24 protein-coding genes and 1 riboswitch are annotated in these 22,914 nt (G+C 62.0%); of the genes, 12 read left to right on the forward strand and 12 right to left on the reverse strand.

Going from position 1 to position 22,914, the window contains the following annotated elements; translation table 11 throughout:
• Nucleotides 1-78: 78 nt before the first annotated feature.
• Nucleotides 79-474, forward strand: coding sequence for a DUF1090 domain-containing protein (locus GV818_RS02380; RefSeq protein ID WP_161775743.1), 396 nt, complete (start codon nt 79-81; stop codon nt 472-474).
• Nucleotides 475-528: 54 nt separating this feature from the next.
• On the opposite strand, the gene GV818_RS02385 is transcribed toward GV818_RS02380, so the two are convergent.
• A complete protein-coding gene (locus GV818_RS02385) occupies nt 529-978 on the reverse strand; it encodes a c-type cytochrome (protein ID WP_161775744.1) in 450 nt (149 codons plus the stop codon).
• Between the two features lie 131 nt (nt 979-1,109).
• Here GV818_RS02385 and mltA point away from each other — a divergent pair, with 131 nt between their 5' ends.
• Complete coding sequence (gene mltA, locus GV818_RS02390) at nt 1,110-2,285, forward strand: murein transglycosylase A (protein WP_161775745.1); 1,176 nt, start codon at nt 1,110-1,112, stop codon at nt 2,283-2,285.
• A 47-nt stretch (nt 2,286-2,332) separates the two neighbouring features.
• On the opposite strand, the gene GV818_RS02395 is transcribed toward mltA, so the two are convergent.
• The gene (locus tag GV818_RS02395; RefSeq protein ID WP_161758579.1) at nt 2,333-2,719 is read right to left on the reverse strand and encodes an MAPEG family protein; all 387 of its coding nucleotides are present in this window, start codon (nt 2,717-2,719) and stop codon (nt 2,333-2,335) included.
• A gap of 35 nt (nt 2,720-2,754) precedes the next feature.
• The gene (locus tag GV818_RS02400; protein ID WP_161775746.1) at nt 2,755-3,588 is read right to left on the reverse strand and encodes an EamA family transporter; all 834 of its coding nucleotides are present in this window, start codon (nt 3,586-3,588) and stop codon (nt 2,755-2,757) included.
• Nucleotides 3,589-3,701: 113 nt separating this feature from the next.
• Here GV818_RS02400 and GV818_RS34335 point away from each other — a divergent pair, with 113 nt between their 5' ends.
• Both GV818_RS34335 and GV818_RS02405 read left to right on the forward strand, forming a co-directional pair.
• On the forward strand, nt 3,702-3,830 hold the full coding sequence (locus GV818_RS34335) for a hypothetical protein (RefSeq protein WP_256679401.1): 129 nt from the start codon (nt 3,702-3,704) through the stop codon (nt 3,828-3,830).
• A 193-nt stretch (nt 3,831-4,023) separates the two neighbouring features.
• Complete coding sequence (locus GV818_RS02405) at nt 4,024-5,283, forward strand: cation:proton antiporter (RefSeq protein WP_161758581.1); 1,260 nt, start codon at nt 4,024-4,026, stop codon at nt 5,281-5,283.
• 219 nt (nt 5,284-5,502) lie between these two features.
• On the opposite strand, the gene GV818_RS02410 is transcribed toward GV818_RS02405, so the two are convergent.
• The gene (locus GV818_RS02410) at nt 5,503-5,907 is read right to left on the reverse strand and encodes an acyl-CoA thioesterase (protein WP_161758582.1); all 405 of its coding nucleotides are present in this window, start codon (nt 5,905-5,907) and stop codon (nt 5,503-5,505) included.
• A 199-nt stretch (nt 5,908-6,106) separates the two neighbouring features.
• Nucleotides 6,107-6,213: riboswitch (S-adenosyl-L-homocysteine riboswitch) on the forward strand.
• Between the two features lie 21 nt (nt 6,214-6,234).
• On the opposite strand from GV818_RS02410, the gene GV818_RS02415 reads away from it, so the two are divergent.
• The 4 genes from GV818_RS02415 (at nt 6,235) to GV818_RS02430 (ending at nt 11,708) form a co-directional block, all read left to right on the forward strand.
• Complete coding sequence (locus GV818_RS02415) at nt 6,235-7,644, forward strand: adenosylhomocysteinase (RefSeq protein ID WP_161758583.1); 1,410 nt, start codon at nt 6,235-6,237, stop codon at nt 7,642-7,644.
• Nucleotides 7,645-7,832: 188 nt separating this feature from the next.
• Nucleotides 7,833-8,678: a methylenetetrahydrofolate reductase [NAD(P)H] gene (gene metF, locus GV818_RS02420; RefSeq protein ID WP_161758584.1), complete on the forward strand. Its 846-nt coding sequence runs from the start codon at nt 7,833-7,835 to the stop codon at nt 8,676-8,678.
• Nucleotides 8,679-8,797: 119 nt separating this feature from the next.
• Complete coding sequence (locus tag GV818_RS02425) at nt 8,798-9,613, forward strand: substrate-binding periplasmic protein (RefSeq protein ID WP_161758585.1); 816 nt, start codon at nt 8,798-8,800, stop codon at nt 9,611-9,613.
• Between the two features lie 223 nt (nt 9,614-9,836).
• The gene (locus tag GV818_RS02430) at nt 9,837-11,708 is read left to right on the forward strand and encodes a DEAD/DEAH box helicase (RefSeq protein WP_161758586.1); all 1,872 of its coding nucleotides are present in this window, start codon (nt 9,837-9,839) and stop codon (nt 11,706-11,708) included.
• A gap of 176 nt (nt 11,709-11,884) precedes the next feature.
• Here GV818_RS02430 and GV818_RS02435 read toward each other — a convergent pair whose 3' ends face one another.
• On the reverse strand, nt 11,885-12,481 hold the full coding sequence (locus GV818_RS02435) for a YceI family protein (protein WP_161758587.1): 597 nt from the start codon (nt 12,479-12,481) through the stop codon (nt 11,885-11,887).
• Nucleotides 12,482-12,513: 32 nt separating this feature from the next.
• Nucleotides 12,514-13,065 (reverse strand): cytochrome b, encoded by a 552-nt coding sequence (locus GV818_RS02440; protein ID WP_161758588.1) that lies wholly within the window; start codon nt 13,063-13,065, stop codon nt 12,514-12,516.
• Between the two features lie 319 nt (nt 13,066-13,384).
• Here GV818_RS02440 and GV818_RS02445 point away from each other — a divergent pair, with 319 nt between their 5' ends.
• Together GV818_RS02445 and GV818_RS02450 are read left to right on the forward strand one after the other, a co-directional pair.
• A complete protein-coding gene (locus tag GV818_RS02445) occupies nt 13,385-14,791 on the forward strand; it encodes an adenosylmethionine--8-amino-7-oxononanoate transaminase (protein WP_161775747.1) in 1,407 nt (468 codons plus the stop codon).
• A 120-nt stretch (nt 14,792-14,911) separates the two neighbouring features.
• Nucleotides 14,912-15,631 (forward strand): 16S rRNA (uracil(1498)-N(3))-methyltransferase, encoded by a 720-nt coding sequence (locus GV818_RS02450; protein ID WP_161758590.1) that lies wholly within the window; start codon nt 14,912-14,914, stop codon nt 15,629-15,631.
• A 117-nt stretch (nt 15,632-15,748) separates the two neighbouring features.
• On the opposite strand, the gene GV818_RS02455 is transcribed toward GV818_RS02450, so the two are convergent.
• Genes GV818_RS02455 through GV818_RS02465 form a run of 3 tightly spaced genes read right to left on the reverse strand, consistent with a single transcriptional unit; the run spans nt 15,749 to nt 18,300 of the window.
• Nucleotides 15,749-16,651, reverse strand: a complete 903-nt coding sequence (locus GV818_RS02455) for a transporter substrate-binding domain-containing protein (RefSeq protein WP_161758591.1) — start codon at nt 16,649-16,651, stop codon at nt 15,749-15,751.
• Between the two features lie 29 nt (nt 16,652-16,680).
• Nucleotides 16,681-17,031: a RidA family protein gene (locus tag GV818_RS02460; protein ID WP_161758592.1), complete on the reverse strand. Its 351-nt coding sequence runs from the start codon at nt 17,029-17,031 to the stop codon at nt 16,681-16,683.
• Between the two features lie 27 nt (nt 17,032-17,058).
• On the reverse strand, nt 17,059-18,300 hold the full coding sequence (locus GV818_RS02465; RefSeq protein WP_161775748.1) for a D-amino acid dehydrogenase: 1,242 nt from the start codon (nt 18,298-18,300) through the stop codon (nt 17,059-17,061).
• A 106-nt stretch (nt 18,301-18,406) separates the two neighbouring features.
• On the opposite strand from GV818_RS02465, the gene GV818_RS02470 reads away from it, so the two are divergent.
• Nucleotides 18,407-19,312: a LysR family transcriptional regulator gene (locus GV818_RS02470; RefSeq protein ID WP_161775749.1), complete on the forward strand. Its 906-nt coding sequence runs from the start codon at nt 18,407-18,409 to the stop codon at nt 19,310-19,312.
• Nucleotides 19,313-19,913: 601 nt separating this feature from the next.
• On the opposite strand, the gene trhA is transcribed toward GV818_RS02470, so the two are convergent.
• The gene (gene trhA / locus GV818_RS02475; protein ID WP_161775750.1) at nt 19,914-20,531 is read right to left on the reverse strand and encodes a PAQR family membrane homeostasis protein TrhA; all 618 of its coding nucleotides are present in this window, start codon (nt 20,529-20,531) and stop codon (nt 19,914-19,916) included.
• Between the two features lie 154 nt (nt 20,532-20,685).
• On the opposite strand from trhA, the gene GV818_RS02480 reads away from it, so the two are divergent.
• A complete protein-coding gene (locus GV818_RS02480; RefSeq protein WP_161775751.1) occupies nt 20,686-21,603 on the forward strand; it encodes a LysR family transcriptional regulator in 918 nt (305 codons plus the stop codon).
• 80 nt (nt 21,604-21,683) lie between these two features.
• Here GV818_RS02480 and madM read toward each other — a convergent pair whose 3' ends face one another.
• Nucleotides 21,684-22,448, reverse strand: coding sequence for a malonate transporter subunit MadM (gene madM / locus GV818_RS02485; protein ID WP_161758597.1), 765 nt, complete (start codon nt 22,446-22,448; stop codon nt 21,684-21,686).
• A 1-nt stretch (nt 22,449) separates the two neighbouring features.
• Entirely contained in the window at nt 22,450-22,857 is a 408-nt protein-coding gene (madL, locus tag GV818_RS02490; RefSeq protein ID WP_161775752.1) for a malonate transporter subunit MadL, read from the reverse strand.
• Between the last annotated feature and the right edge of the window lie 57 nt (nt 22,858-22,914).

Below are 22,914 nucleotides of genomic sequence, written 5' to 3' on the forward strand. Positions count from 1 at the left end.
GCTCCAAGAGCCCAGCTCCAATACAATCGTCATATTTTTTGCTGGTTATTTTTTGATCTTTTTCACCAGGAGTCTTAAATGAAAATTTTTCCATCGCTCGCCACCTTGACCCTCTGCAGCCTGATGAGCGCGCCACTGCTGGCCACCGAGCAAGCCTCGCAGTTGACCGGTTGTGCCGCCAAACGCCAAGCCATCATGACCCAGATCGAACAGGCCAAGGCCCACGGCAACAGCGATCAGCAAGCCGGCCTGGAACGTGCCCTGAGTGAAGTCACGGCCCACTGCACCGACGCTTCGCTGAAGAAAGAGCGGGAAAACAAGGTGCTGGAAGCCAAGCATGAAGTCAGCCGCCGTCAGGCCGACCTGGAAAAAGCCATGAAGAAAGGCGACTCGGAGAAGATCAACAAACGCAAAGAGAAGCTCGCCGAGTCCCGCAAGGAACTGCAACAAGCCCTGGACGAACTGGACAAGTAAGTAGCGAGGGGCCGGCTCTCTGGCGACAGCCGCCCTTTTCAGCAAAGCCGCCGATCAGTGATTACGGAACTCTTTGTGGCAAGCACTGCAGACATCTTCAACCTTCTGCACGGCCGGCCCGAGGTTGCTGGCCTTGTAAGGCTGGACCTGACTGATAGTCACCAACTCACCGGTGGCGGCCTCAAGATTACGCACCAGCTCCTGGAAACGCGCCTGTTTACGCCAGACATCATCCGTGGCACTGGTGTGATCCTCTTCCTTGACCTCGGGAAAATGCTTCCAGGGTTCATGGGACAGGCTGTCGAGCCGCACCGCGCCCTCGGCAAAACGCGCACCGTCGAAAGGAATCCGCCCACGGAGCATGCCCCCCAGGTCCTCGCCGGTCTTGAGCATCTGTTTGAAGATTGCCTTGCGCTGGCCCAAAGGGGAATTGGGGTCGACACCGCCACAGGCGGAAAGCGTCAGGCAGGCCAGCAATACAACAGAGAGTCTTTTTAGCGTCATGGTGGTTTCTGGTCAGGTCACGGGAAACGGCGGCCAGTATCCTCGCCTCCCCGGCAAACACCAATAGCCCTATTAATAATACGGGTTGTCCGCAGTGCGAACCTGCGGGCAATCACCCAAGGAAACACAGCATGAATGCAAGCTTCATCCACTGGCGCTGCCACCTGCTCTGGGCCCTCCCGGCCCTGGCACTACTGGCCGGTTGCAACGGCGGCGACAGTGGCAAGCCAGCACCAACCCACGCCCTGGCTACATACAACAGCGCGCCATGGGACTCTCTGCCCAGCGTTGCCGACAACGACCTGTTGGCCGGCTTCGGCTCCTGGCGCAGCGCCTGTACCCGCCTGAAGGCCGACCCCGTCTGGGGCGCCACCTGTGCCGCAGCGGCCAACGTGCCGCAAACCCCCGAAGCCATCCGTGGATTTCTCAAGGAGCACTTGGAGGTCTATGGCCTGCGCTCGGGCAGCGGCAGTGGTACCGGCCTGATCACCGGCTACTACGAGCCGGTGTATCCCGGCAGCCTGACCCCAACCCAAGTTGCCAATGTGCCCGTGTACGGCGTGCCCGACGACATGATCATCGTCGCCCTGGACAGCCTCTATCCGGAGCTCAAGGGCAAACGCCTGCGGGGTCGACTCGAAGGCCGGGTGCTCAAACCCTATGACGATGCAGCAACCATCGAGAGCAAAGGGGTCAAGGCGCCGGTGATTGCCTGGCTGACAGACCCGATGGACTTGCAGTTCTTGCAGATCCAGGGCTCGGGAAGGATTCAACTGGATGATGGACGCCAACTGCGAATCGGCTATGCCGACCAGAACGGCCACCCTTATCGGCCTATCGGGCGCTGGTTGGTGGACCAGGGCGAACTGAAGAAAGAAGACGTAACCATGGGCACTATCGCGGCCTGGGCCAAGGCCCACCCGACGCGGATCCCAGAGCTGTTGGGCAGCAACCCGAGCTATGTCTTCTTCAACCGTAACCCGGACAGCAACGAAGGCCCCCGAGGCTCGCTGAACGTACCCCTGACCTCTGGCTACAGCGTGGCAGTGGACCGCAAGGTGATCCCCCTGGGTAGCCTGCTATGGCTGTCCACGACCCGCCCCGACGGCAGCAGCCTGGTACGCCCGGTGGCGGCCCAGGACACAGGCGGTGCCATTACCGGAGAGGTGCGCGCCGACCTGTTTTGGGGCACTGGCGACGCCGCCGGCCAACTGGCCGGCGACATGAAGCAGTCAGGTCAGATCTGGATGCTCTGGCCCAAGGGCGCGGCACTGCCTAAAGTCCCGGAAGTCGCCGACACCCCGTAAACCCCAGAGCGCGGAAGCCGGCTCGCTGGCTTCTGCAACTACCAGTATCAGACCGAAACGAAGAAGAAGCTGGCGATCAGAGCCATCCCCACGAACCACACCAGGGAACGCAGGATCGCCCAATCCGCCAGGTAGCAGATGATGTACAGCAGGCGACTGGTGATGAACAACACCGCCAGTACGTTGATAGTCACCAGTTCGGCGTTGCCGGCCACATGGGCGATGATCACCGCCGCGGCAAACGCCGGGGTCACTTCGAAACCGTTGAGCTGTGCGGAGTGCGCACGCTTGGCGAACCCTTCCAGAGTCTCGAGGAATGCCCGTGGATCATGGTTCTGCCGGGGGCCGTACTGGCCAGCGCCGAACTTGGCGATACCGGTACACAGATACGGCAGGCAGATAGCAATCAACACACACCAGAAAGCGACAGTCATAGCGCGAATCCTTTTTTAGAGTTTTTAGGGAGTGTTCAGAACTTCATCACCAACATGCCGATCAGTACCAACCCACAGGCTAAGAGCCGTGACCGGCCGAAAGGTTCTTTCAAGTAGCGCATGCCGAACAGCACCACCAGGATCACACTGACCTCGCGCAACGCCGCCGCCTCGGCAATCGAACCCAACTGCATGGCCCAAAGCACCAGAGCGTAGCTGAACAACACGCAGAAGCCGACGCTCAGGCCGAGACGCCATTGCTCGCGCCAGAACAGCGCAAAGGGCCGCCGTTGCCACACCACCGCCACCAAGGGGAAAGGCCACGCACTGAGCAAAGTGACCCAGGTCAGGTAGTCCAGCGGGTGTGACCAGCGACGCAACGCTTGACCGTCGATAAAGGTGTAGCAACCGATGCACAGGCCGATCAGTGCCACCACCGGCAACATGCTCCAGGGCAGGCGCGTACCGCCGCCGCCCTGCCAGAGCAGGCAGAGCATGCCGAAGGGAATCAGTAAGATGCCGAAGATCTGCTGGCTACTCAGCACCTCGCCGGCAAAGATCAGGGTCAGGGCCAGCACGACCAGGGGTGACAGTCCGCGCATCAGTGGATAGACCAGGCCCAGGTCCCCCACTCGATATGCCTGGATCAGCAGATAGCGATACAAGAGTTCAAAGGCAGCCGAGGCGATGATCCACGGCCAGATTTCCAGCGGCGGCCACTGCAGGAAAAACAGCATGATTGCCACGAACAGCAACGCCACGCTGTCCATGCACGCCACCACCAAAAGGCGCTCACCACTGAACTTGATCAGGGTATTCCAGGCTGCATGCAGCAGCGCCGCCACCAAAACCAGACTTGTCGCCAGCACCTCACACTCCCTGCTGTCCTGAAGAGAATCGGATCGCCTGCCCCTCGGCGCTGTCAGCGCTGATGCAGTGCGCGGCAATGCCACTGCCACCGATAGAGGCCGGGAATCCTCGCATGCCACTGTCCTTGCTTGCACTGACTGTTACTGCCCTTGGCATCGTCAGCACTGAATTCGTCACCATGGACCTGCTGGCTGACACCGCTCACAGCCAGGCGGACGTACTCCGTGCATGTTCGCGGTAATTTTCTTCATTGACCTGCAACGTCGTGCCGCCCCTGTGGTCAATGAGTGCACAGAACCGGTATCCGCAATCAAATCGCCACCATCGAGCGGCCAGATCTGAATGTTCTGTGCCCCGCCCCGTCGCCGATACATCAAACCCTTGGCCTGAAAGCGTTCAGGCTGCTTTCCCTGTGATCATCCAAAGGAGTTCGGATGCTTGAACTTGTCGCTGCCTTTATCTGCCTGACAACCCTGCTTACCTACGTCAATTTCCGTTTTATCGGCCTGCCGCCGACCATCGGCGTGATGGTCACTGCCCTGTTGTTTTCCTTGCTGCTGCAAGGCTTGAGTTACCTGGGCTACCCCGGTCTTGAAGAACATATCGAAGAGCTGATCGGCAAGATCGACTTCGGCGATCTGCTGATGAACTGGATGCTGTCGTTCCTGCTATTCGCCGGCGCCCTGCACGTCAACCTCAACGACCTGCGCAGCTATCGCTGGCCCATCGGCCTGCTGGCCACCGTCGGCGTACTGATCGCCACCTTCGCCATCGGCAGTCTGGCCTACTGGATCTTCGGCCTGTTTGGCTGGCACGTGAGCTTCCTCTACTGCCTGCTGTTCGGCGCACTGATTTCGCCCACCGACCCGATTGCGGTGCTGGGCGTGCTAAGGACCGCCAACGCCTCCAAGCCGCTGAAGACCACCATCGTCGGCGAGTCGCTCTTCAACGACGGCACTGCGGTCGTGGTGTTCACGGTACTGCTGGGGATCGCACAACTGGGTGAAACCCCGACCGTGACTGCCACCGCATGGCTGTTTGTGCATGAGGCTATTGGCGGCGCGCTGTTTGGTGGGCTGATCGGTTATCTGGTGTACCTGATGATCAAGAGCATCGAGCAGTACCAGATCGAAGTGATGCTGACCCTGGCCCTAGTGATCGGCGGCTCGGCAATGGCCAGTGAGATTCACGTATCGGCGCCAATCGCCATGGTGGTGGCCGGATTGATCATCGGCAACCTGGGACGCAACCTGGCAATGAACGACATGACTCGCCGCTATCTGGATGGTTTCTGGGAACTGCTGGACGACATGCTCAACGCCTTGCTGTTCGCCTTGATTGGCATGGAACTGTTGCTGCTGCCGTTCAACTGGCTGCACCTGGCGGCCGCCAGTCTGCTGGCGGTAGCCATCGTGCTCTCGCGCCTGCTCACCGTGGCCCCGGCAATCCTCCTGCTGCGACGCTGGCGCAGCGTACCCCGGGGCACCATCCGCGTGCTGACCTGGGGTGGCCTGCGGGGCGGCGTCTCGGTGGCGCTGGCCCTGGCCCTGCCCCTGGGGCCGGAGCGTGACCTGGTACTGAGCATTACCTACATCGTGGTGCTGTCGTCGATCCTGCTGCAGGGATTGAGCATTGGTAAACTGGTGCGCCACGTCACTAGCGAGACCCCTGCCAGCAAGACCGAGGCTCATTGATCATTTATTGATCTGTTGTGGACCGAGCGCCAATGCTCGGTCCACAACCTTGTTCGGCGTACCGCCGCGCAAGGCGGCCGGTTGTGTGCGACCCCATGCGGTCCTTGCGCAGAGAGGCCCGGGCTTGCCGTGTTCTTTCGCACCCACAAGCCCCTTGAACCAGGCAGCTCTTCAGCTACGACACGCGGGATTCAGGGCTGCTGCTTGATGCGCGAAGCATCAGGCGTCGGCAGCGTCGTCCTTGAACTGGTCCTTGACGTACTTGATCTCGGTACGGCCGTGTGGAGCAGGCAGACCGTCTTCACCCAGGTTGACGAAGACCATCTTCTCCACGGTAAGGATGGGCTTGCGGGTGATCTTGTTGCGCACTTCGCAAGTCAGGGTAATGGAGGTACGACCGAATTCTGTGGCGGTGATGCCCAGCTCGATGATGTCGCCCTGGCGCGATGCACTGACGAAGTTGATTTCCGAGATGTACTTGGTGACCACTCGCTGGTTACCCAACTGGACAATGGCGTAGATCGCCGCTTCTTCGTCGATCCAGCGCAACAGGCTGCCACCGAACAGCGTGCCGTTGGGGTTAAGGTCTTCGGGTTTTACCCATTTGCGGGTGTGAAAATTCATATGCACTCCTGACCGTCCTGCCAATTGATGCCCGGCATAATGGCAGACCGGGCGGCCATGCTCTATGCAACCTCGACTATGGTCGCGATTAACGATCTTCATCCAGGCAACAGAAACACTTTTGGAAGTCTGGCTCAGGCGGCTATAATCGCCACCGTTTCAAAACGGTCATCTGCACTTGATACCGTTTTCCCGCCACCTGTCCGAGGGGCGCTGCAGCAGGCATGACCTGTCAGGCTCGGATGGGGCGTTGTTGGTACAGGGTTCCCTGTACCCACACTAAACGCACAACGGCGCCCATTCGCACACTACGAATGGAGGCTCTTCATGAGCGCTGTAAACACGCCTGCAGATTTTACCGACTACAAAGTCGCCGACATGTCCCTGGCTGCCTGGGGCCGTCGCGAAACCATCATCGCCGAATCGGAAATGCCGGCCCTGATGGGTCTGCGCCGCAAGTACGCCGGTGAGCAGCCGCTCAAGGGCGCGAAAATCCTCGGCTGCATCCACATGACCATTCAGACCGCCGTGCTGATCGAGACCCTGGTTGCCCTGGGTGCCGAAGTACGTTGGTCGTCCTGCAACATTTTCTCGACTCAGGACCAGGCCGCTGCCTCCATCGCTGCCGCCGGTATCCCGGTCTTCGCCTGGAAAGGCGAGACCGAGCAAGAGTACGAGTGGTGCCTGGAGCAAACCATCCTCAAGAATGGCGCACCTTGGGACGCCAACATGATTCTCGACGATGGCGGCGACCTGACCCAGTTGCTGCACGATAAATACCCGGCAGTCCTCGAGCGCGTCCACGGCGTGACCGAAGAAACCACCACCGGCGTACACCGTCTGCTGGACATGCTGGCCAAGGGCGAGCTGAAGATCCCGGCCATCAACGTCAATGACTCGGTGACCAAGAGCAAGAACGACAACAAGTACGGCTGCCGTCACAGCCTGAACGATGCCATCAAGCGCGGTACCGACCACCTGCTGTCCGGCAAGCAAGCGCTGGTCATCGGCTACGGTGACGTGGGCAAGGGTTCGGCTCAGTCCCTGCGTCAAGAAGGCATGATCGTCAAGGTTTCCGAAGTCGACCCGATCTGCGCCATGCAAGCCTGCATGGACGGCTTTGAACTGGTTTCGCCATTCATCGACGGTATCAACAACGGCACCGAAGCCAGCATCGACAAAGCCCTGCTGGGCAAGATCGACCTGATCGTGACCACCACCGGCAACGTCAATGTTTGCGACGCAAACATGCTCAAAGCCCTGAAGAAGCGCGCTGTTGTCTGCAACATCGGCCACTTCGACAACGAAATCGACACCGCTTTCATGCGCAAGCACTGGGCATGGGAAGAAGTGAAGCCACAGGTGCACAAGATCCACCGCACCGGCCACGGCGATTTCGACCCACAGAACGATGACTACCTGATCCTGCTGGCCGAAGGCCGCCTGGTGAACCTGGGCAACGCCACTGGTCACCCAAGCCGCATCATGGACGGTTCGTTCGCCAACCAGGTTCTGGCGCAGATCTTCCTGTTCGGCCAGAAGTACGCCGACCTGTCACCAGCCCAGAAAGCCGAGCGCCTGACCGTTGAAGTACTGCCGAAGAAACTCGACGAAGAAGTGGCCCTGGAAATGGTTCGCGGCTTCGGTGGCGTGGTCACTCAACTGACCAAGCACCAGGCTGACTACATCGGCGTGACCGTCGAAGGCCCGTTCAAGCCAGACGCCTACCGGTACTAAGAGCAGCTGCAAGCTTTGAGCGTCAAGCGGCAAGCATGGGCCACAAGCCCGGCTTGCCGCTTGAAGCTTTCAGCTTCGTCCCTATTTGCTTAACAGTTTCAGGCAGCCCGCTCCAGGCTCAGGAGATGAGCGCACCTCCGCTTCTCTTGGCGCTTGCAGCTTGCAGCTTGTAGCTGGAGGTTCCCTCCATGTCCCAAGACCGTCGTTACAGCTTCGAGTTCTTCCCTACCAAGACCGATGCTGGGCATGAAAAACTGCTCGCCACTGCCCACCAGTTGGCCAGCTACAACCCCGATTTCTTCTCCTGCACCTACGGTGCCGGCGGCTCGACCCGTGATCGCACGGTCAACACCGTGCTGCAACTGGAGAGCGAAGTAAAAGTCCCTGCGGCGCCACACCTGTCCTGCGTCGGTGACAGCAAGGACGATCTGCGCGGCCTGCTGCAGCAATACCAGGCCGCCGGCATCAAGCGCATCGTCGCCCTGCGCGGCGACCTGCCTTCGGGTATGGGTGCGGCCAGTGGCGAGTTGCGCTACGCCAATGACTTGGTGAGCTTCATTCGTGAAGAAACCGGTAGTCACTTCCATATCGAAGTCGCCGCCTATCCGGAAATGCACCCGCAAGCGCGAAATTTCGAAGACGACCTGAGTAATTTTGTACGCAAGGCCAATGCCGGTGCCGACAGTGCAATCACCCAGTACTTCTTCAACGCCGACAGCTACTTCTACTTCGTCGAACGTGTACGGAAGATGGGCGTAAGCATTCCTATCGTGCCGGGCATCATGCCGATCACCAACTACAGCAAGCTGGCGCGCTTCTCCGACGCCTGTGGCGCCGAGATTCCGCGCTGGATCCGCAAGCAGCTGGAAGCCTATGGCGACGACAGCGCGAGCATCCAGGCCTTCGGTGAACAGGTAATCAGTGACATGTGCGAACGTCTGCTGCAGGGCGGCGCACCCGGGTTGCACTTCTATACCCTGAACCAGGCCGATCCGAGCCTGGCGATCTGGAACAACCTGAAGCTGCCGCGCTAACCCGCAAAGCCTCATGGGCCCTGGTGAAAACCGGGGCCTTTTTGTTTGCATCAGGCTCGAACTAGAGCGGTTGCAACTGCCCCTAGCATTTGCATGATCTCTCGTCGTAATCTCCAGCAATGTCCGTCATCGTCCAGTTGCTGACAGCCCTTCTCTGCACTTGCCTGAGCCTCGCGGCCCAAGGCGAGAAGCTGCGCATTGTCACCGAGCCCTGGGCACCTTACGTCTATGAAGATAACGACAAGGCCCTGGGGCTGGACTACGAAACCACAGCCATTGTCTTCCAGCGCCTGGGCATCGAGGTGGAATGGCAGTTCCTGCCGTGGAAACGCTGCCTGGCCATGCTGGAAACCGGACAGGCCGACGGGGCCCTGGACATCTTCCATAGCGCCGAGCGCGACAGCACCCTGCTCTACCCCAGCGAACCGCTCTCCGACGTCGAGTTCGTGATGTTCTACGCCAACCAGCGCCCGCACCCGTTCAAACAACTGAATGAGCTCAAGGGGCTGACCATCGGCACCTCACCCGGCTATCTGTACAGCGACGACTTCAGCGGCTCGACCCTGTTCAACCGCGAGCCTGCCCCCACTCACGAAGCCAACTTCGGCAAACTGCTGCTGGGGCGGATCGACCTGCTGATCACTGACAAGCGGGTCGGCCAGCACCTTTTGGACGCCTTGGGGCTGCGTGGACAGATCAGCCAGAACCCCACCGTTATCAGCCATCAAAGCCAATACCTGGCGGTGCGCCGCAATGCCGGCATGGACCTGTTGGTGCAGCGCTTTGGCGCCGAGCTCAAGCGCTTCAAGCGCGAACCGGCCTACGCTGCATTGAGCGCCAAGTACGGTGCGGAACCTGCTCCGCCCCCTATCAGGCCGGCATCCACCCAAGAGTTAGAAAAAACCGTTGAGCAGCAGGAAAGCAGCGCACACTGAATGCTCTGTTATACTGCCGCCTCCCGCCAGGCTCACGCCCGGACGCTGGACCCTGTTCAAGGCCTCTCCACCCCGCTACGGCGCAGCCATCCGGCCCGCGCGAGCCACCGGTGAATGACCCTTCAGGCCAGCAGGACCGGACGGGATTGCGTCCTCTTAAACGCCATTCACGCCCGGCAAGATTATCCCTTTGGGCCAAGCCCTCACTAAAACAGGATTACTCATGTCCTTTGCTTCCCTCGGTCTCTCCGAGGCTTTAGTCGGCGCCATCGAAGCCGCCGGCTATACCCAGCCTACTCCGGTGCAACAGCGGGCCATTCCCGCCGTGTTGCAAGGTCGCGATCTGATGGTCGCGGCACAGACAGGTACTGGTAAAACCGGCGGTTTCGCCCTTCCGATCCTGGAACGGCTGTTTCCCAACGGTCACCCGGACAAATCCCAGCGTCACGGCCCGCGCCAACCCCGCGTACTGGTCCTGACCCCGACTCGCGAACTGGCCGCGCAAGTGCATGACAGCTTCAAGCTGTACGCACGCGACCTGAAGTTCGTCAGCGCCTGCATCTTCGGCGGTGTCGGCATGAACCCTCAAGTCCAGGCCATGGCCCGCGGCGTCGACGTGCTGGTGGCGTGCCCCGGCCGTCTGCTGGACCTGGCCGGCCAGGGCAGCGTCGATCTGTCTCACGTGGAAATCCTGGTGCTCGACGAAGCCGACCGCATGCTCGACATGGGCTTTGTCCATGACGTGAAAAAGGTCCTCGCCCGCCTGCCGGCCAAGCGCCAGAACCTGCTGTTCTCCGCGACCTTCTCCAAGGACATCACGGACCTTGCCGGCAAGCTGCTGCACAACCCCGAGCGCATCGAAGTCACCCCGCCGAACACCACGGTGGAGCGTATCGAGCAGCGGGTGTTCCGCCTGCCGGCCAGCCACAAGCGCGCCCTGCTGGCGCACCTGATCACCGCCGGCGCCTGGGAACAGGTCCTGGTGTTCACCCGCACCAAGCACGGCGCCAACCGCTTGGCCGAGTACCTGGACAAGCATGGCCTGAGCGCCGTGGCGATCCACGGCAACAAGAGCCAGAACGCCCGCACCAAGGCCCTGGCTGACTTCAAGGCTGGCGAAGTACGCATTCTGGTCGCCACCGATATCGCCGCTCGCGGCCTGGATATCGACCAATTGCCTCACGTGGTCAATTTCGAACTGCCCAACGTCGACGAAGACTACGTGCACCGTATCGGCCGTACTGGCCGCGCCGGTCGTTCGGGCGAAGCCATCTCCCTGGTAGCTCCGGACGAAGAGAAGCTGCTGAAAAGCATCGAACGCATGACCAAGCAGAAAATCGCCGATGGCGACCTGATGGGCTTCGATGCCAGCACCGTGGAAGCCGAGAAGCCGGAAGTACGTGAGCGCCCGGATGTGCGTAACCCGCGCAATCCTCGTGGCCCGCGTGGCGATGGCCCGAACGGCGGTGGCGGCGGTCGCAAGGACAAAGGCAAGGACAAGGGCGGCAAAGACAAGCCGGCCCGTGGCGAGCGTCCAGCCCGCGAGCAAAAACCTCGCGAAGGTACTCCTGCCCGCGAACAGCGCCAGCCGACTCCACGTGCCGACCGGGCGCCGGACGAGTTCCTCGATGACGACGTGGACAACTTCGGTAACCGCGCTGACTACGTCAGCCCGTACCCGAACAAGAACAGCCAGGGCCGCGGGCGCCGTCCAGGGGCTCCAGCCCAGGGCGCAGGCGCAGGCACCAGCAATCCGCCACGCGGCGGTGCTGGTACGGGCGGTGGCCAGGGGCGCTCCGGCAACCCACGCAACAGCAACGGCAGCACCACAGGTACCGCACCGGCCAAGCGTAGTGGCGGCCGCAGCGGAGCTCCCCGTGACAGCCAAGGCCGTCGTGACGAGCCACGCAATCGTCGCCCGAACAGTGACGATCAGCAGCGCCAGGAACCCGCGGTGCAGAATACTCGGGGCTCCCAACCGAAGATCGTGCACAAGGAATCCAAGGCCGATCGCTTCCCCACGCCTGAGCAACTGGACCAGTTGCCAAGCCGTCCACGGGGCGAGAAGCCAGCGTTGCTGACCCGCAATCGCTGAGTCCTTGCGCTGAAATGAAAAACGCCCCTGGTCGCAAGACCCGGGGCGTTTTTTGTTGGGGCCGGCTTACCAGCGAAGAGTCGTGGAAGATCACCACCTTCGCCAGCCAGCTGGCTCCTGCAGCCACCATGCAAAACGCCGACACGAGGTCGGCGTTTTGTTGCTGCCAGCGAAATTTACTTCGCTTTCACACCTTCAAAGCTGATGTACATCTCAACGTTGTTGGACGCTGGGCCCAGGTCCATCATCTTGCCGAAATCCTGACGATTGAAGCTGGTGGTGCCTTCGAAGCCGGCACGGTAGCCGCCCCATGGATCCTTGCCTTCACCCAGGAAAGTAGCCTTGACCACGACCGGCTTGGTCACGCCGTGCAGGGTCAGATCGCCCGCCACATCGGCAGTCAGCTTGCCGTCAGCGTTCTTGCCGGTAGGCTTGACGCTGGTGGAAACGAACTTGGCGTCGGCAAACTTGCCAGCGTCGAGGAAGTCCTTGCTGGTGATGTGCTTGTCACGTTCGGCGTGGTTGGTGAACACGCTGGCGGTACGCACATTGACTTCGATCTTGGCATCTTCAGGCTTGGCCGCATCGAAGCTGAACTTGCCGTCCAGGTCCTTGAAGGTACCGGTGATGAAGCTGTAGCCCAGGTGGCTGATCTTGAAGTCAACGAAGGCGTGCTGGCCTTCCTTGTCGATCACGTAGTCCGCTGCCATCACTTGACCGGCCGCCAATACAGCAGATCCGATTGCCAGCGCGGCGAGAGTCTTTTTCAACATGCTTTCTATTCCTTTTGTCTCAAGGTTGAACATCAGGCTTTGCGCCCCAGCATACGGGTGAGGGTCGCATCACGATCGATAAAATGGTGCTTCAGCGCGGCCAGGCCATGAACGCCGGCAAAGATCACCAGAGCCCAGGCCAGGTACAGATGCACCACACCTGCTACATCCGCCTGGTCCGGCAGTCCGGAAACCAGGGCAGGAACTTCAAACAAGCCAAACACCGGGATACCCACGCCGTCTGCGGTGGAAATCAGGTAGCCGGCAATCATCGCCGCAAACAGGCCAAGGTACAGGAACGCGTGTCCCAACTTGGCCCCCAGGCGGGTCAGAGGCCCATGATTGGCCGGTGCCGGTGGTGTTGGGCTGACAAAACGCCACAACACCCGCAGCAGCATGATCGCAAACAGCGTCAGGCCAATGCTCTTGTGCAGGTCCGGCGCATCTTTGCGCCAGGTGCTGTAGTAGTCGAGACCGACCATCCACAGGCCCAGAGCGAACAGTCCGAAGACCGCCAAGGCCACACCCCAGTGCAGAACAATGCTTACCCAGCCATAGCGCGAAGAAGAATTACGTAACTGCATCAGTTGCATCCTGTAAGAAACGCTGATCAAGACTAGCGATTTACCTATCGAATTAAAGCGGAATTTTTTGCTTTGAAATATCGAGAAATACGATCAATAGTCTGGACCGAGCGAGTTAAGAAAAGATTAAGGCCCTCTTTACCCATGGCCGACCGCTGCCTTGCACAGTGCCCTGGGGCACTTCGACTGCGTCTTTGCACAGAGCGTGCTGCACCTTTGACGCCACCTCGCACAATAGGTTGTCCCGCGGCCATGCATTGCATAGGCTTGCCCGATTGTTCGCCCGCGCCTTTAGCGAGCTGCCTCCAGGAGACTGTACATGGGCCTGAATAACCAGTGGATGCAACGCGACCTCGCGGTATTGTGGCATCCCTGCACCCAGATGAAAGACCACGAACAACTGCCTTTGATCCCGATCAAACGTGGTGAAGGTGTCTGGCTGGAAGACTTCGAAGGCAAACGTTACCTGGACGCGATCAGCTCCTGGTGGGTCAATGTGTTCGGCCACGCCAACCCGCGCATCAACCAGCGCATCAAGGACCAGGTAGACCAGCTGGAGCATGTGATTCTCGCCGGCTTCAGCCACCAGCCGGTGATCGAGTTGTCGGAGCGCCTGGTAAAGATCACCCCAGAAGGCCTGACCCGCTGCTTCTACGCCGACAACGGTTCGTCGTGTATCGAAGTGGCGATGAAGATGAGCTTCCACTACTGGATCAACCGCGACCAGCCAAACAAGAAGCGCTTTGTCACCCTGAGCAACAGCTACCACGGCGAGACCATCGCCGCCATGTCGGTGGGCGACGTGCCGCTGTTCACCGAGACCTACAAGGCCCTGCTGCTGGACACCCTCAAGGTACCGAGCCCGGACTGCTACCTGCGCCCCGAAGGCATGAGCTGGGAAGAACACTCGCGGAACATGTTCGCAGCCATGGAGCAGACCCTGGCCGAACACCACGAGACGGTGGCGGCGGTCATCGTCGAGCCGCTGATCCAGGGCGCCGGCGGCATGCGCATGTACCACCCGGTGTACCTCAAGCTGTTGCGCGAAGCCTGCGACCGCTATGGCGTGCACCTGATCCATGACGAGATTGCTGTGGGCTTTGGCCGTACCGGGACCATGTTCGCCTGCGAGCAGGCCGGTATCCGTCCGGACTTCCTGTGCCTGTCCAAGGCCCTGACCGGCGGCTACCTGCCCCTGGCCGCGTGCATGACCACCGATGATGTCTACAGCGCCTTCTACGACGACTATCCGACCCTGCGGGCCTTTCTCCACTCCCACAGCTACACCGGCAACCCGCTGGCCTGTGCGGCGGCCCTGGCGACCCTGGACATCTTCGAGCAGGACAACGTCATTGAGAACAACCGCGCCCTGTCCCAGCGCATGGCCAGCGCCACTGCGCACCTGGTGGATCATCCCCATGTCTCGGAAGTGCGCCAGACCGGCATGGTCCTGGCCATCGAGATGGTCCAGGACAAGGCCAGCAAGACCGCCTATCCGTGGCAGCAACGCCGTGGCCTGAAAGTCTTCCAGCATGCCCTGGAACGCGGCGCCCTGTTGCGCCCCCTGGGCAGCGTGGTGTATTTCCTGCCGCCCTACGTCATCACCCCGGAGCAGATCGACTTCCTTGCTGAAGTCGCCAGCGAAGGCATCGACATCGCCACCCGTGACCAGGTCAGTGTCGCCGTGCCCAAGGACTTCCACCCGGGGTTTCGCGATCCGGGTTAAGCCCCTCACCCAGCTCCTGCCTCCACGCCAGGAGCTGGCTTGCCAGCGAAGGGCCCTGCCCGGCACAGCGCGTTATGGTTTATCGCCGGCAAGCCGGCTCCTACAACACAGAGAACCCAGATGAGATTGTCCCGTTTCTTTATCGACGCCCCCTTGAGCCTCGGCGAACACGAACTGCCGGAAACCCAGGCCCACTACATCGGCCGCGTGCTGCGCATGGCCGAAGGTGATGGCCTGCAGGTATTCGACGGTTCGGGCCTGGAGTTTCGCGGCACGCTGGTGGAAGTAGGCAAGAAGCGGGTGCGGGTACGACTGGACGAAAGCTTCGCCGGCCAGGCGCCATCGCCGCTGCAGATTCACCTGGGCCAGGGCCTGTCCCGGGGCGAACGCATGGACTGGGCGATCCAGAAAGCCACGGAGCTTGGGGTCAGCGAAATCACCCCAATCTTCAGCGAGCGCTGTGAAGTGCGCCTCAAGGACGAGCGCGCCGACAAACGCCTGCTGCACTGGCGCCAGGTGGCCATCAGCGCCTGCGAACAATGCGGTCGCTCACAGGTGCCGGTGATTCACCCACCCGCGTTGCTGGCGGATTGGATCAACCAGAGCCAGGCCGACCTCAAGCTGGTCCTGCATCCGGTGGCCCAGCCCCTGGAAAGTCATGCCAAGCCTGCCAGCCTGGCGTTCCTCATTGGCCCTGAAGGCGGCCTGAGCGACGCCGAAGTGGAACAGTCCCACAGTGCCGGTTTCCTCCCGGCGCGCCTGGGGCCGCGGGTGCTGCGTACCGAAACCGCCCCGGTGGTGGCCCTGGCCGTGGCCCAGCAGCTCTGGGGTGACTTCTAACCCCTTTCATCCCCGCGTAGGAGCTGGCTTGCCAGCGAACAGGCGCAAGACAGGCGCCTGCCTCAAAAGCCCCTTCGCCGGCAAGCCGGCTCCTACAAGCGGAGGCGCGACAGCCGGTCATTGCACCGGGTCGCTGGTGGGCTGGGCGATGATCGCTTTCAACTCGCTGGTCATCGGGAACTCCAGGTTCAGGCCCTTGGGTGGAATCGGCTGTTCGAACCAGCGCTGATAGATGCCGTTGATTTCTCCAGAGCGATACAGGTCCGCCAGGGTCGCATTGACCAGGGCCAGGAATTGCGGGTCATCCTTGCGCACCATGCAGCTGTAGATCTCCCGCGACTGCTCCTCTCCCACCACTACCCAGTTATGCGGGTCGCGGGCCTTGGCCCGCTCACCGTAGAGCAGCGCGTCATCCATGTAGAAGGCCGCCGCACGCCCCGACTGCAGCATCTGGAAAGCCTCGCCGTGATCCTTGGCGCTGATCACGAACATGTCGATCTTGTGCTCGACGTTATAGTTCTTGAGAAAGCGCTCGTTGGTGGTGCCCGCGGTGGTCACCACGTTCTTGCCCCGCAGGTCGGCGAAGCTCTTGATCCCGCTGTCCTTGGCGGTCAGCAACTGGCCTTTGACGTAGATGAAACCGTAGGAGAACGCCACCTGCTTCTGCCGCTCGGCGGTGACCCCGGTCGAGCCGCACTCCAGGTCCACGGTACCGTTCTGCACCAGGGGAATGCGGGTCTGGGAGGTCACCAGGTTGTACTTCAGCGCCAGCTTGGGCAGTTGCAACTGCTGCTGGATGCGCTCCACCACCTTGTTCGCCAATTCCACCGAATACCCCATGGGCTGGCCGCTGTTGTCACCCACATAGGAGAACGGCACCGAGGCATCGCGATAACCCAAGGTAATACTCGCGCTGTTGGCGATCTTCGCCAGGGTGCCGTCCAGGGGCGCCTCGTTGGCCTGTGATGTGGCACTGAACAACAGCCCCAGGGTGCAGCCGAGCAACGTGATCTTATGCATTGTTATTCTCCGTTGTGGGTAAAGGCGGTTCAGCGGCGAACGGCGATGACGCTGATTTCAACCAGGATTTGCGGACGTGCCAGGGCCGCTTGCAGGGTGGTGCGGGCCGGCGCCTGTCCGGGGGACAGCCAGGCCGACCAGACCTCGTTCATGGCGGCGAAATCCGCCTGGATGTCCTTGAGGTAGAGCGTCGCGCTGAGCAGTTGGTCCTTGTCGCTGCCGGCCTCGGCCAGCAAGGCGTCGATCTTCTCCAGGACTTCGCGGGTCTGGCCAGCGATATCGCTGCTGGAGCCCGGCACCTGGCCAGAAAGGAACACCAGTTCGGCAAAGGTCACGGCGCCGCTGAGGCGATTGTTGCTGTGGATACGCTGGATGGTCATCAAAAAGCTCCTGTTGCAAGGGAAGGCTCAGGCAGCACGGGGCGTCAGGCCCTGCATGTCGATACTGGTGGGACGCTGGCCGATCAGTTCGCCCAGCAACCGGCCGCTGCCACAGGCCAGGGTAAAACCCAGGGCGCCATGGCCGAGGTTGAGCCACAGGTTGCGATAGGCGGTGGCACCGATCAGCGGCACGCCGCTGGGGGTTGCCGGACGCATGCCGGCCCATTCCACGGCGGCTTCAAAGTCGCCTGCGCCGGCAAAGGTTTCGGCCGCCTGACGGCGCATCAGGGCCATCCGCCCAGGGTCCGGGGACGGGTCGAAGCCGACGATGTCGACCATGGCCGCCACCCGCAACTGCTGGCCGATCCGGGCGTAGACGATCTTGCGGTTGTAGTCGGTGATGCTGATATCCGGCGCACGGTGCTGTGGGCCGATAGGCACGCTGAGGCTGTAGCCCTTGAGCGGATACAGCGGCAACTTGAGCCCGGGCAGGCGCAGCTCGGCGCTGCGATGACCGGCCGCCAGCACCAGGTGCTCCACCGCTAGCTGCCGCTCCCCCAGATCGATGGCCTGCACCCGGTCGCCTTGGTGATGAATGGCCTGGACTCGCTGGCCCAGGAGAATCTCGCAACGCCCGGAAGCTTGCAGTCGCGCCGCCAATTGCTGACAGAAGGCATGACAGTCGGCCACTTCCTCGTCGGCGGTATGGATGCCGCCGACAAAGGGCGTGTCGCCCAGGGCCGGCTCCAGCGCCGCGCATTCGGCGGCCGACAGCACCTGCTGCTGGCGGCTGTCTGCGAGGTTGTGCCGGGCATGCTCGAAGCTGCCACGCTCACGAAAGGTCACCAGCTTGCCATTGCGCCGCCAGTCGAAGCCCTGCAGGCCATCCTCCTCGCGCCAGCTCTGCAAGGTGCTCTGGCTAAGCAGCGCCAGGCGCAGCAGATGAGCAGCATTGCGCTGGTTCACCGAGTGCCGGCAGGCCCCGAGAAAGCCCGCCAGCCAGCGCCATTGCGCCGGGTCCAGGCGTGGTCGCAGCTTGAGCGGCGAGTCACCCTTGAGCATCCAGCCCAGGGCCTGCCAGGGCACGCCGGCATCGGCCAGGGGCGCCACATAGCGATAGGACAACTGACCGCCATTGGCGAAGCTGGTCTGGCTGCCCAGGGACTCCTGGGCTTCCACCAGGGTCACCTCGAACCCCTGGCGAACCAGGGCGTAGGCACTGGCCAAGCCGATGACGCCGCCTCCGATGATGCAAACCCGCTGACTCATGACTGCCCCTGACCGGTTGTTGAACGGCCTCAGGTTAGGGGCAGGTGACAGGCATCGAACAATGAATAAAGATGGACCTCCCATAAACAAAGGTTATGGACTGCCCATGCGACTGCGTCACATCGAAATCTTCCAGGCCATCCGCCAGGCCGGTTCCATCAGCGGCGCCGCGCAGTTGCTGCACGTCTCGCAACCGGCGGTGACCAAGGTCCTGCAGCACGCCGAACTGCAGCTGGGCTTCCCGCTGTTCCTGCGGGTGCGGGGCAAGTTGCAGCCGACCCCGGAAGCCCTGGAACTGGAGCGGGAAGTGGACAAGGTCAGCGAGAGCCTGCAAGGGGTGCGACGCCTGGCCCAGAACCTACGCCGGGCTCCGGGCCAGAGCCTGCGCATCGGCGCCACCCCGGCTCTGGCCCTGGCCTTGCTGCCACCGGCCATCAGCGAGTGGACCCGACGTTACCCGGACAGCCTGTGCGAACTGTCCAGCGCCCATAGCCGCGAGTTGGTGCAGAACCTGCTGATGCGCGAGGTCGATGTGACCCTGACCCTGCAGCGCCCGGATCACCCCGGGTTGAACGCACAAGCCCTGGCCCAGGGCGTGCTGGTGGCCCTGGCCCCATTGGGCTATTGGCCGGAGGAAGCCCGGGGCCGACCGCTGGCACTGATGGAGTTGGCCGATGCGCCGCTGATCGGCCTGAGCAGCGCCGATCCGCTGTCGGCCAGGCTCGACAGCTACCTCAAGACGGTGGAGCCGCCACCACGGGTGAGCATCGCCGTGCAGACCTACTCCCTGGCCCGGGCCATGGTGGAATCCGGCGCCGGAGTGGCACTGATCGACCCGTTCACTGCCCTGGGCGCCTCAACGGCCAACACTGCCATCCGGCCCCTGAGCCCGGCGCTGCCGATCACCCTGTACGCCGTGACCCGTGCTGCCGAACCGCCGCCCCACACCCTGGCCAGCCTACTGGACATCTTCGCCCGCCAGGCCCAGGCCCAACTCGACCACCCCTTGTAGGAGCTGGCTTGCCAGCGAAAGCGTCCGAAAGCACGGCGCAATCTCCAAGGGACCCTTCGCCGGCAAGCCGGCTCCTACAACAGCCCGCAGCATCCCGCCCGTAGGAGCTGGCTTGCCAGCGAAAGCGTCCGAAAGCCCGGCGCAAATCCCCAAGGGACCCTTCGCCGGCAAGCCGGCTCCTACAACAACCCGCAGCATCCCGCCCCGTAGGAGCTGGCTTGCCAGCGAAAGCGTCCGAAAGCCCGGCGCAATCTCCAAGGGCCCCTTCGCCGGCAAGCCGGCTCCTACAACAACCCGCAGCATCCCGCCCCGTAGGAGCTGGCTTGCCAGCGAAAGCGTCCGAATGCCCAGCGCAAATCCCCAAGGGACCCTTCGCCGGCAAGCCGGCTCCTACAACAACCCGCAGCGTCCCGCCCGTAGGAGCTGGCTTGCCAGCGAAGGCGCCCGAAAGCACGGCGCAAATCCCTAAGGGACCCTTCGCCGGCAAGCCGGCTCCTACAACAACCCGCAGCGTCCCGCCCCGTAGGAGCTGGCTTGCCAGCGAAAGCGTCCGAATGCCCAGCGCAAATATCCAAGGGCCCCTTCGCCGGCAAGCCGGCTCCTACAGGACGTAGAACAGGATGGCGATGAAGTGCAGCAGGCTGCCGGCGATCACGAACAGGTGCCAGATGCCGTGGGCATGGCGCAGACGGCTATCGAGGGCAAAGAAGATGATGCCCACGGTGTACAACACTCCGCCCGAAGCCAGCCAGGCAAACCCGGCGGGGCCCAGGGCTGCCAGCAACGGTTTCACCGCCACCAGCACGATCCAGCCCATGACCGCGTAGATCACGATGGAGAGGATCCGCGCCTCGGAACGCGGCTTGATCTCCTGGAGGATGCCGATCAACGCCAGCCCCCAGACAATCCCGAACAGTGTCCAGCCCCAGGGGCCACGCAGGGTCACCAGGCAGAACGGCGTGTAACTGCCGGCAATCAGCAGGTAGATCGAAAAGTGATCGACCTTCTGCATGATGCTCTTCGCCCGCCCACGCACGCTGTGATAGACCGTGGACACGCTATAGAGCACCAGCAAAGTGAAAGAATAGATCGCCACGCTGACGATCTTCCACGCGCTGCCATCGAGGCTGGCCAGGACCACCAGCCAGATGCCGCCGATAAACGCCGCGATGGCCCCCAGCAGGTGGGTCCAGGCGTTGAATCTTTCTCCGTGATACATCTGTCGTCCGCTCTGAAAACATGAAAAAACACGCAAGGCTCGGGCCTGCAGCTTGAAAGCGCAATATGTCTATGGGGGCGCGGCCGACAAAAAACCAGCGGTCAGTCCTCGACTCATCGGGCATCATCAGCCCCTTCTCACCAGAGTCCGGACCATGCTCATCGACGAAGAGTTGACCCTGAAAAAGCTCGAAGTGTTTCTGGCGTTCATGCGTACCGGCAATCTGGCCCGCGCCGCCAGCGAGCTGCAGACCAGCAATGTCAGCGTGCACCGGGCCATCCATTCCCTGGAAAGCGCCCTGCGCTGCCCACTGTTCAAGCATGAAGGACGCAACCTGACACCGCTGGAAAGCGCCTTCGTGCTGGAGGAGCGGGCCCAGAAGCTGGTCCAGGACGTGGTCGAGAGCGTGCGCCTGACCCGCGAAGCCGCGGGCTTCTCGGCAGAACGTTTCAAACTCGGTGCGCTTTACTCATTGACGGTGAAAACCGTACCGCAGTTGATCATGGGCCTGAAGCTGCGCCGCAGCGAGCTGAACATCGACCTGATCCTGGGCTCCAACATCGACCTGCTGTACAAGCTCAAGAACATGGAAGTAGACGCCATCCTGATTTCCCTGGATGACCGGGTCAACGAACCGGACTGCGAGCAACTGCCGCTGTTTTCCGACGACATCTTCCTCGCCACTCCCGCCGACTCACCCTTCGCCCAGCAGAGCGAAGTCGACCTGGCCGACGTGCGTGACGCCACCTTCATTACCCTGACCCAGGGCTTTGCCACTCACCAGGATGGGGTGCGGGTGTTCAAGCAAGCGGGCTTCGAACCCAAGGTGGCGATGCAGGTCAACGATATCTTCACCTTGCTGAGCATGGTCAGCTCAGGGGTGGGTTACGCCTTGCTGCCGGGAAGGATCGCGGCGGTGTATGAGAACCGCGTGAAACTGATACCGCTGCAGGCGCGCTACCGCCTGCAGCAGCATATCGGCGTGGTCTTCCTCAAGGCCAAGGAGCGCGACCCGAACCTGCTGGCGCTGCTGGCCGAGTGTCGGATGTACGCCAACCGCCAAAGCACGTAGGAGCTGGCTTGCCAGCGAAAGCGCCCGCAAGACCTCAAGAACCTCTTCGCCGGCAAGCCGGCTCCTACACAGGTGTCGGGCTAGCCCACCAGGCCGCGGACGATGAAGAACAACAGCGACGGCCCCAACAGGCAACCCAGCCCGGTGTGGAAGGTCGCGGTCAAGGCGCCGTAAGGCACCAGCCGCCGGTCGGTGGCTGCCAGGCCTGCGGTCACGCCGCTGACGGTTCCGGCCAACCCGCCGAAGACCATCGCCGAACGCGGATTGTCCAGGCCCATCCAGCGCGCCGCCATGGGCGTACCCACCATCACCAGGATCGCCTTGATCAAGCCCGTGGCAATCGACAAGGCCACCACATCGGAACTGGCCCCGATGGCCGCACCGGTCACCGGACCCACGATGTAGGTCACAGCACCGGCGCCAATGGTGGTCATGCTCACTGCATCCCGATAACCAAAGGCCCAGGCAATGCTCGCACCGACCATGAACGGCAGCAGCGTCCCCAGGAGCAGGGCTACTGCGCCGATCATCCCGGCCTTGCGCGCCTCGGTGGCCTGCACTTCAAAGGCGGTGGCGACGATAGCAAAGTCGCGCAGCATGGCGCCGCCCATCAGGCCGATGCCGGAGAACAGCGCCAGGTCCGCCAGGCCCTTCTGCCCACCGGTCAAGGTACCGCCGACCCAGGCCAGCACCAGGCCGATGACGATAGCGATCGCCGAACCGTGGATCCGGCCAAACGTCAGGCGCTTGGACAACAGCACCGAGATCCACATGATCACCCCGACGAAAGCGAAGGCGGTGACCAGACCGTTGTGCTCCAGACCTTTCTCGATCAGATCCCACATCTCAGCGCCCTCCCGCCGGTGTCACTTGCGCAGCCGGCTCGGCCGGCAGAGGTTCGCCCTTGTGGGTCCGGCTGATCAGGGCAATGGTGCAACCACAGAGCAGCACCGAGCCTATCGCCGCCAGCACCGCCACCGGCCCGCCGTGCAGCGCCGTCACCACGTTCTGCTGGGCAGCCATGGCCACCACCACCGGAATGTACATGGCACCCCAGAAGCCGACGCCCATCTCGCAATCCTTGGTCATGCCCCCGTGCTTGTGCATCCACAAGCGGGCGCAGATCAGCAGGATCATGGCGATACCGACCCCGCCGACATTGGATTTCACGCCCAGTAACACACCGAGCATGTCACCGACAATCACGCCCGCCAGCGTACAGATCGCCAGCAATGCCACACCGTAGATAATCATTGTTGTTGTCCTCAAAGTGCATCGTCGAAGTTGTTGTTCTTGTGCTTCGTCAGCCTG

The organism is Pseudomonas sp. Fl4BN1, assembly GCF_009908285.1.
Classification (GTDB): domain Bacteria; phylum Pseudomonadota; class Gammaproteobacteria; order Pseudomonadales; family Pseudomonadaceae; genus Aquipseudomonas.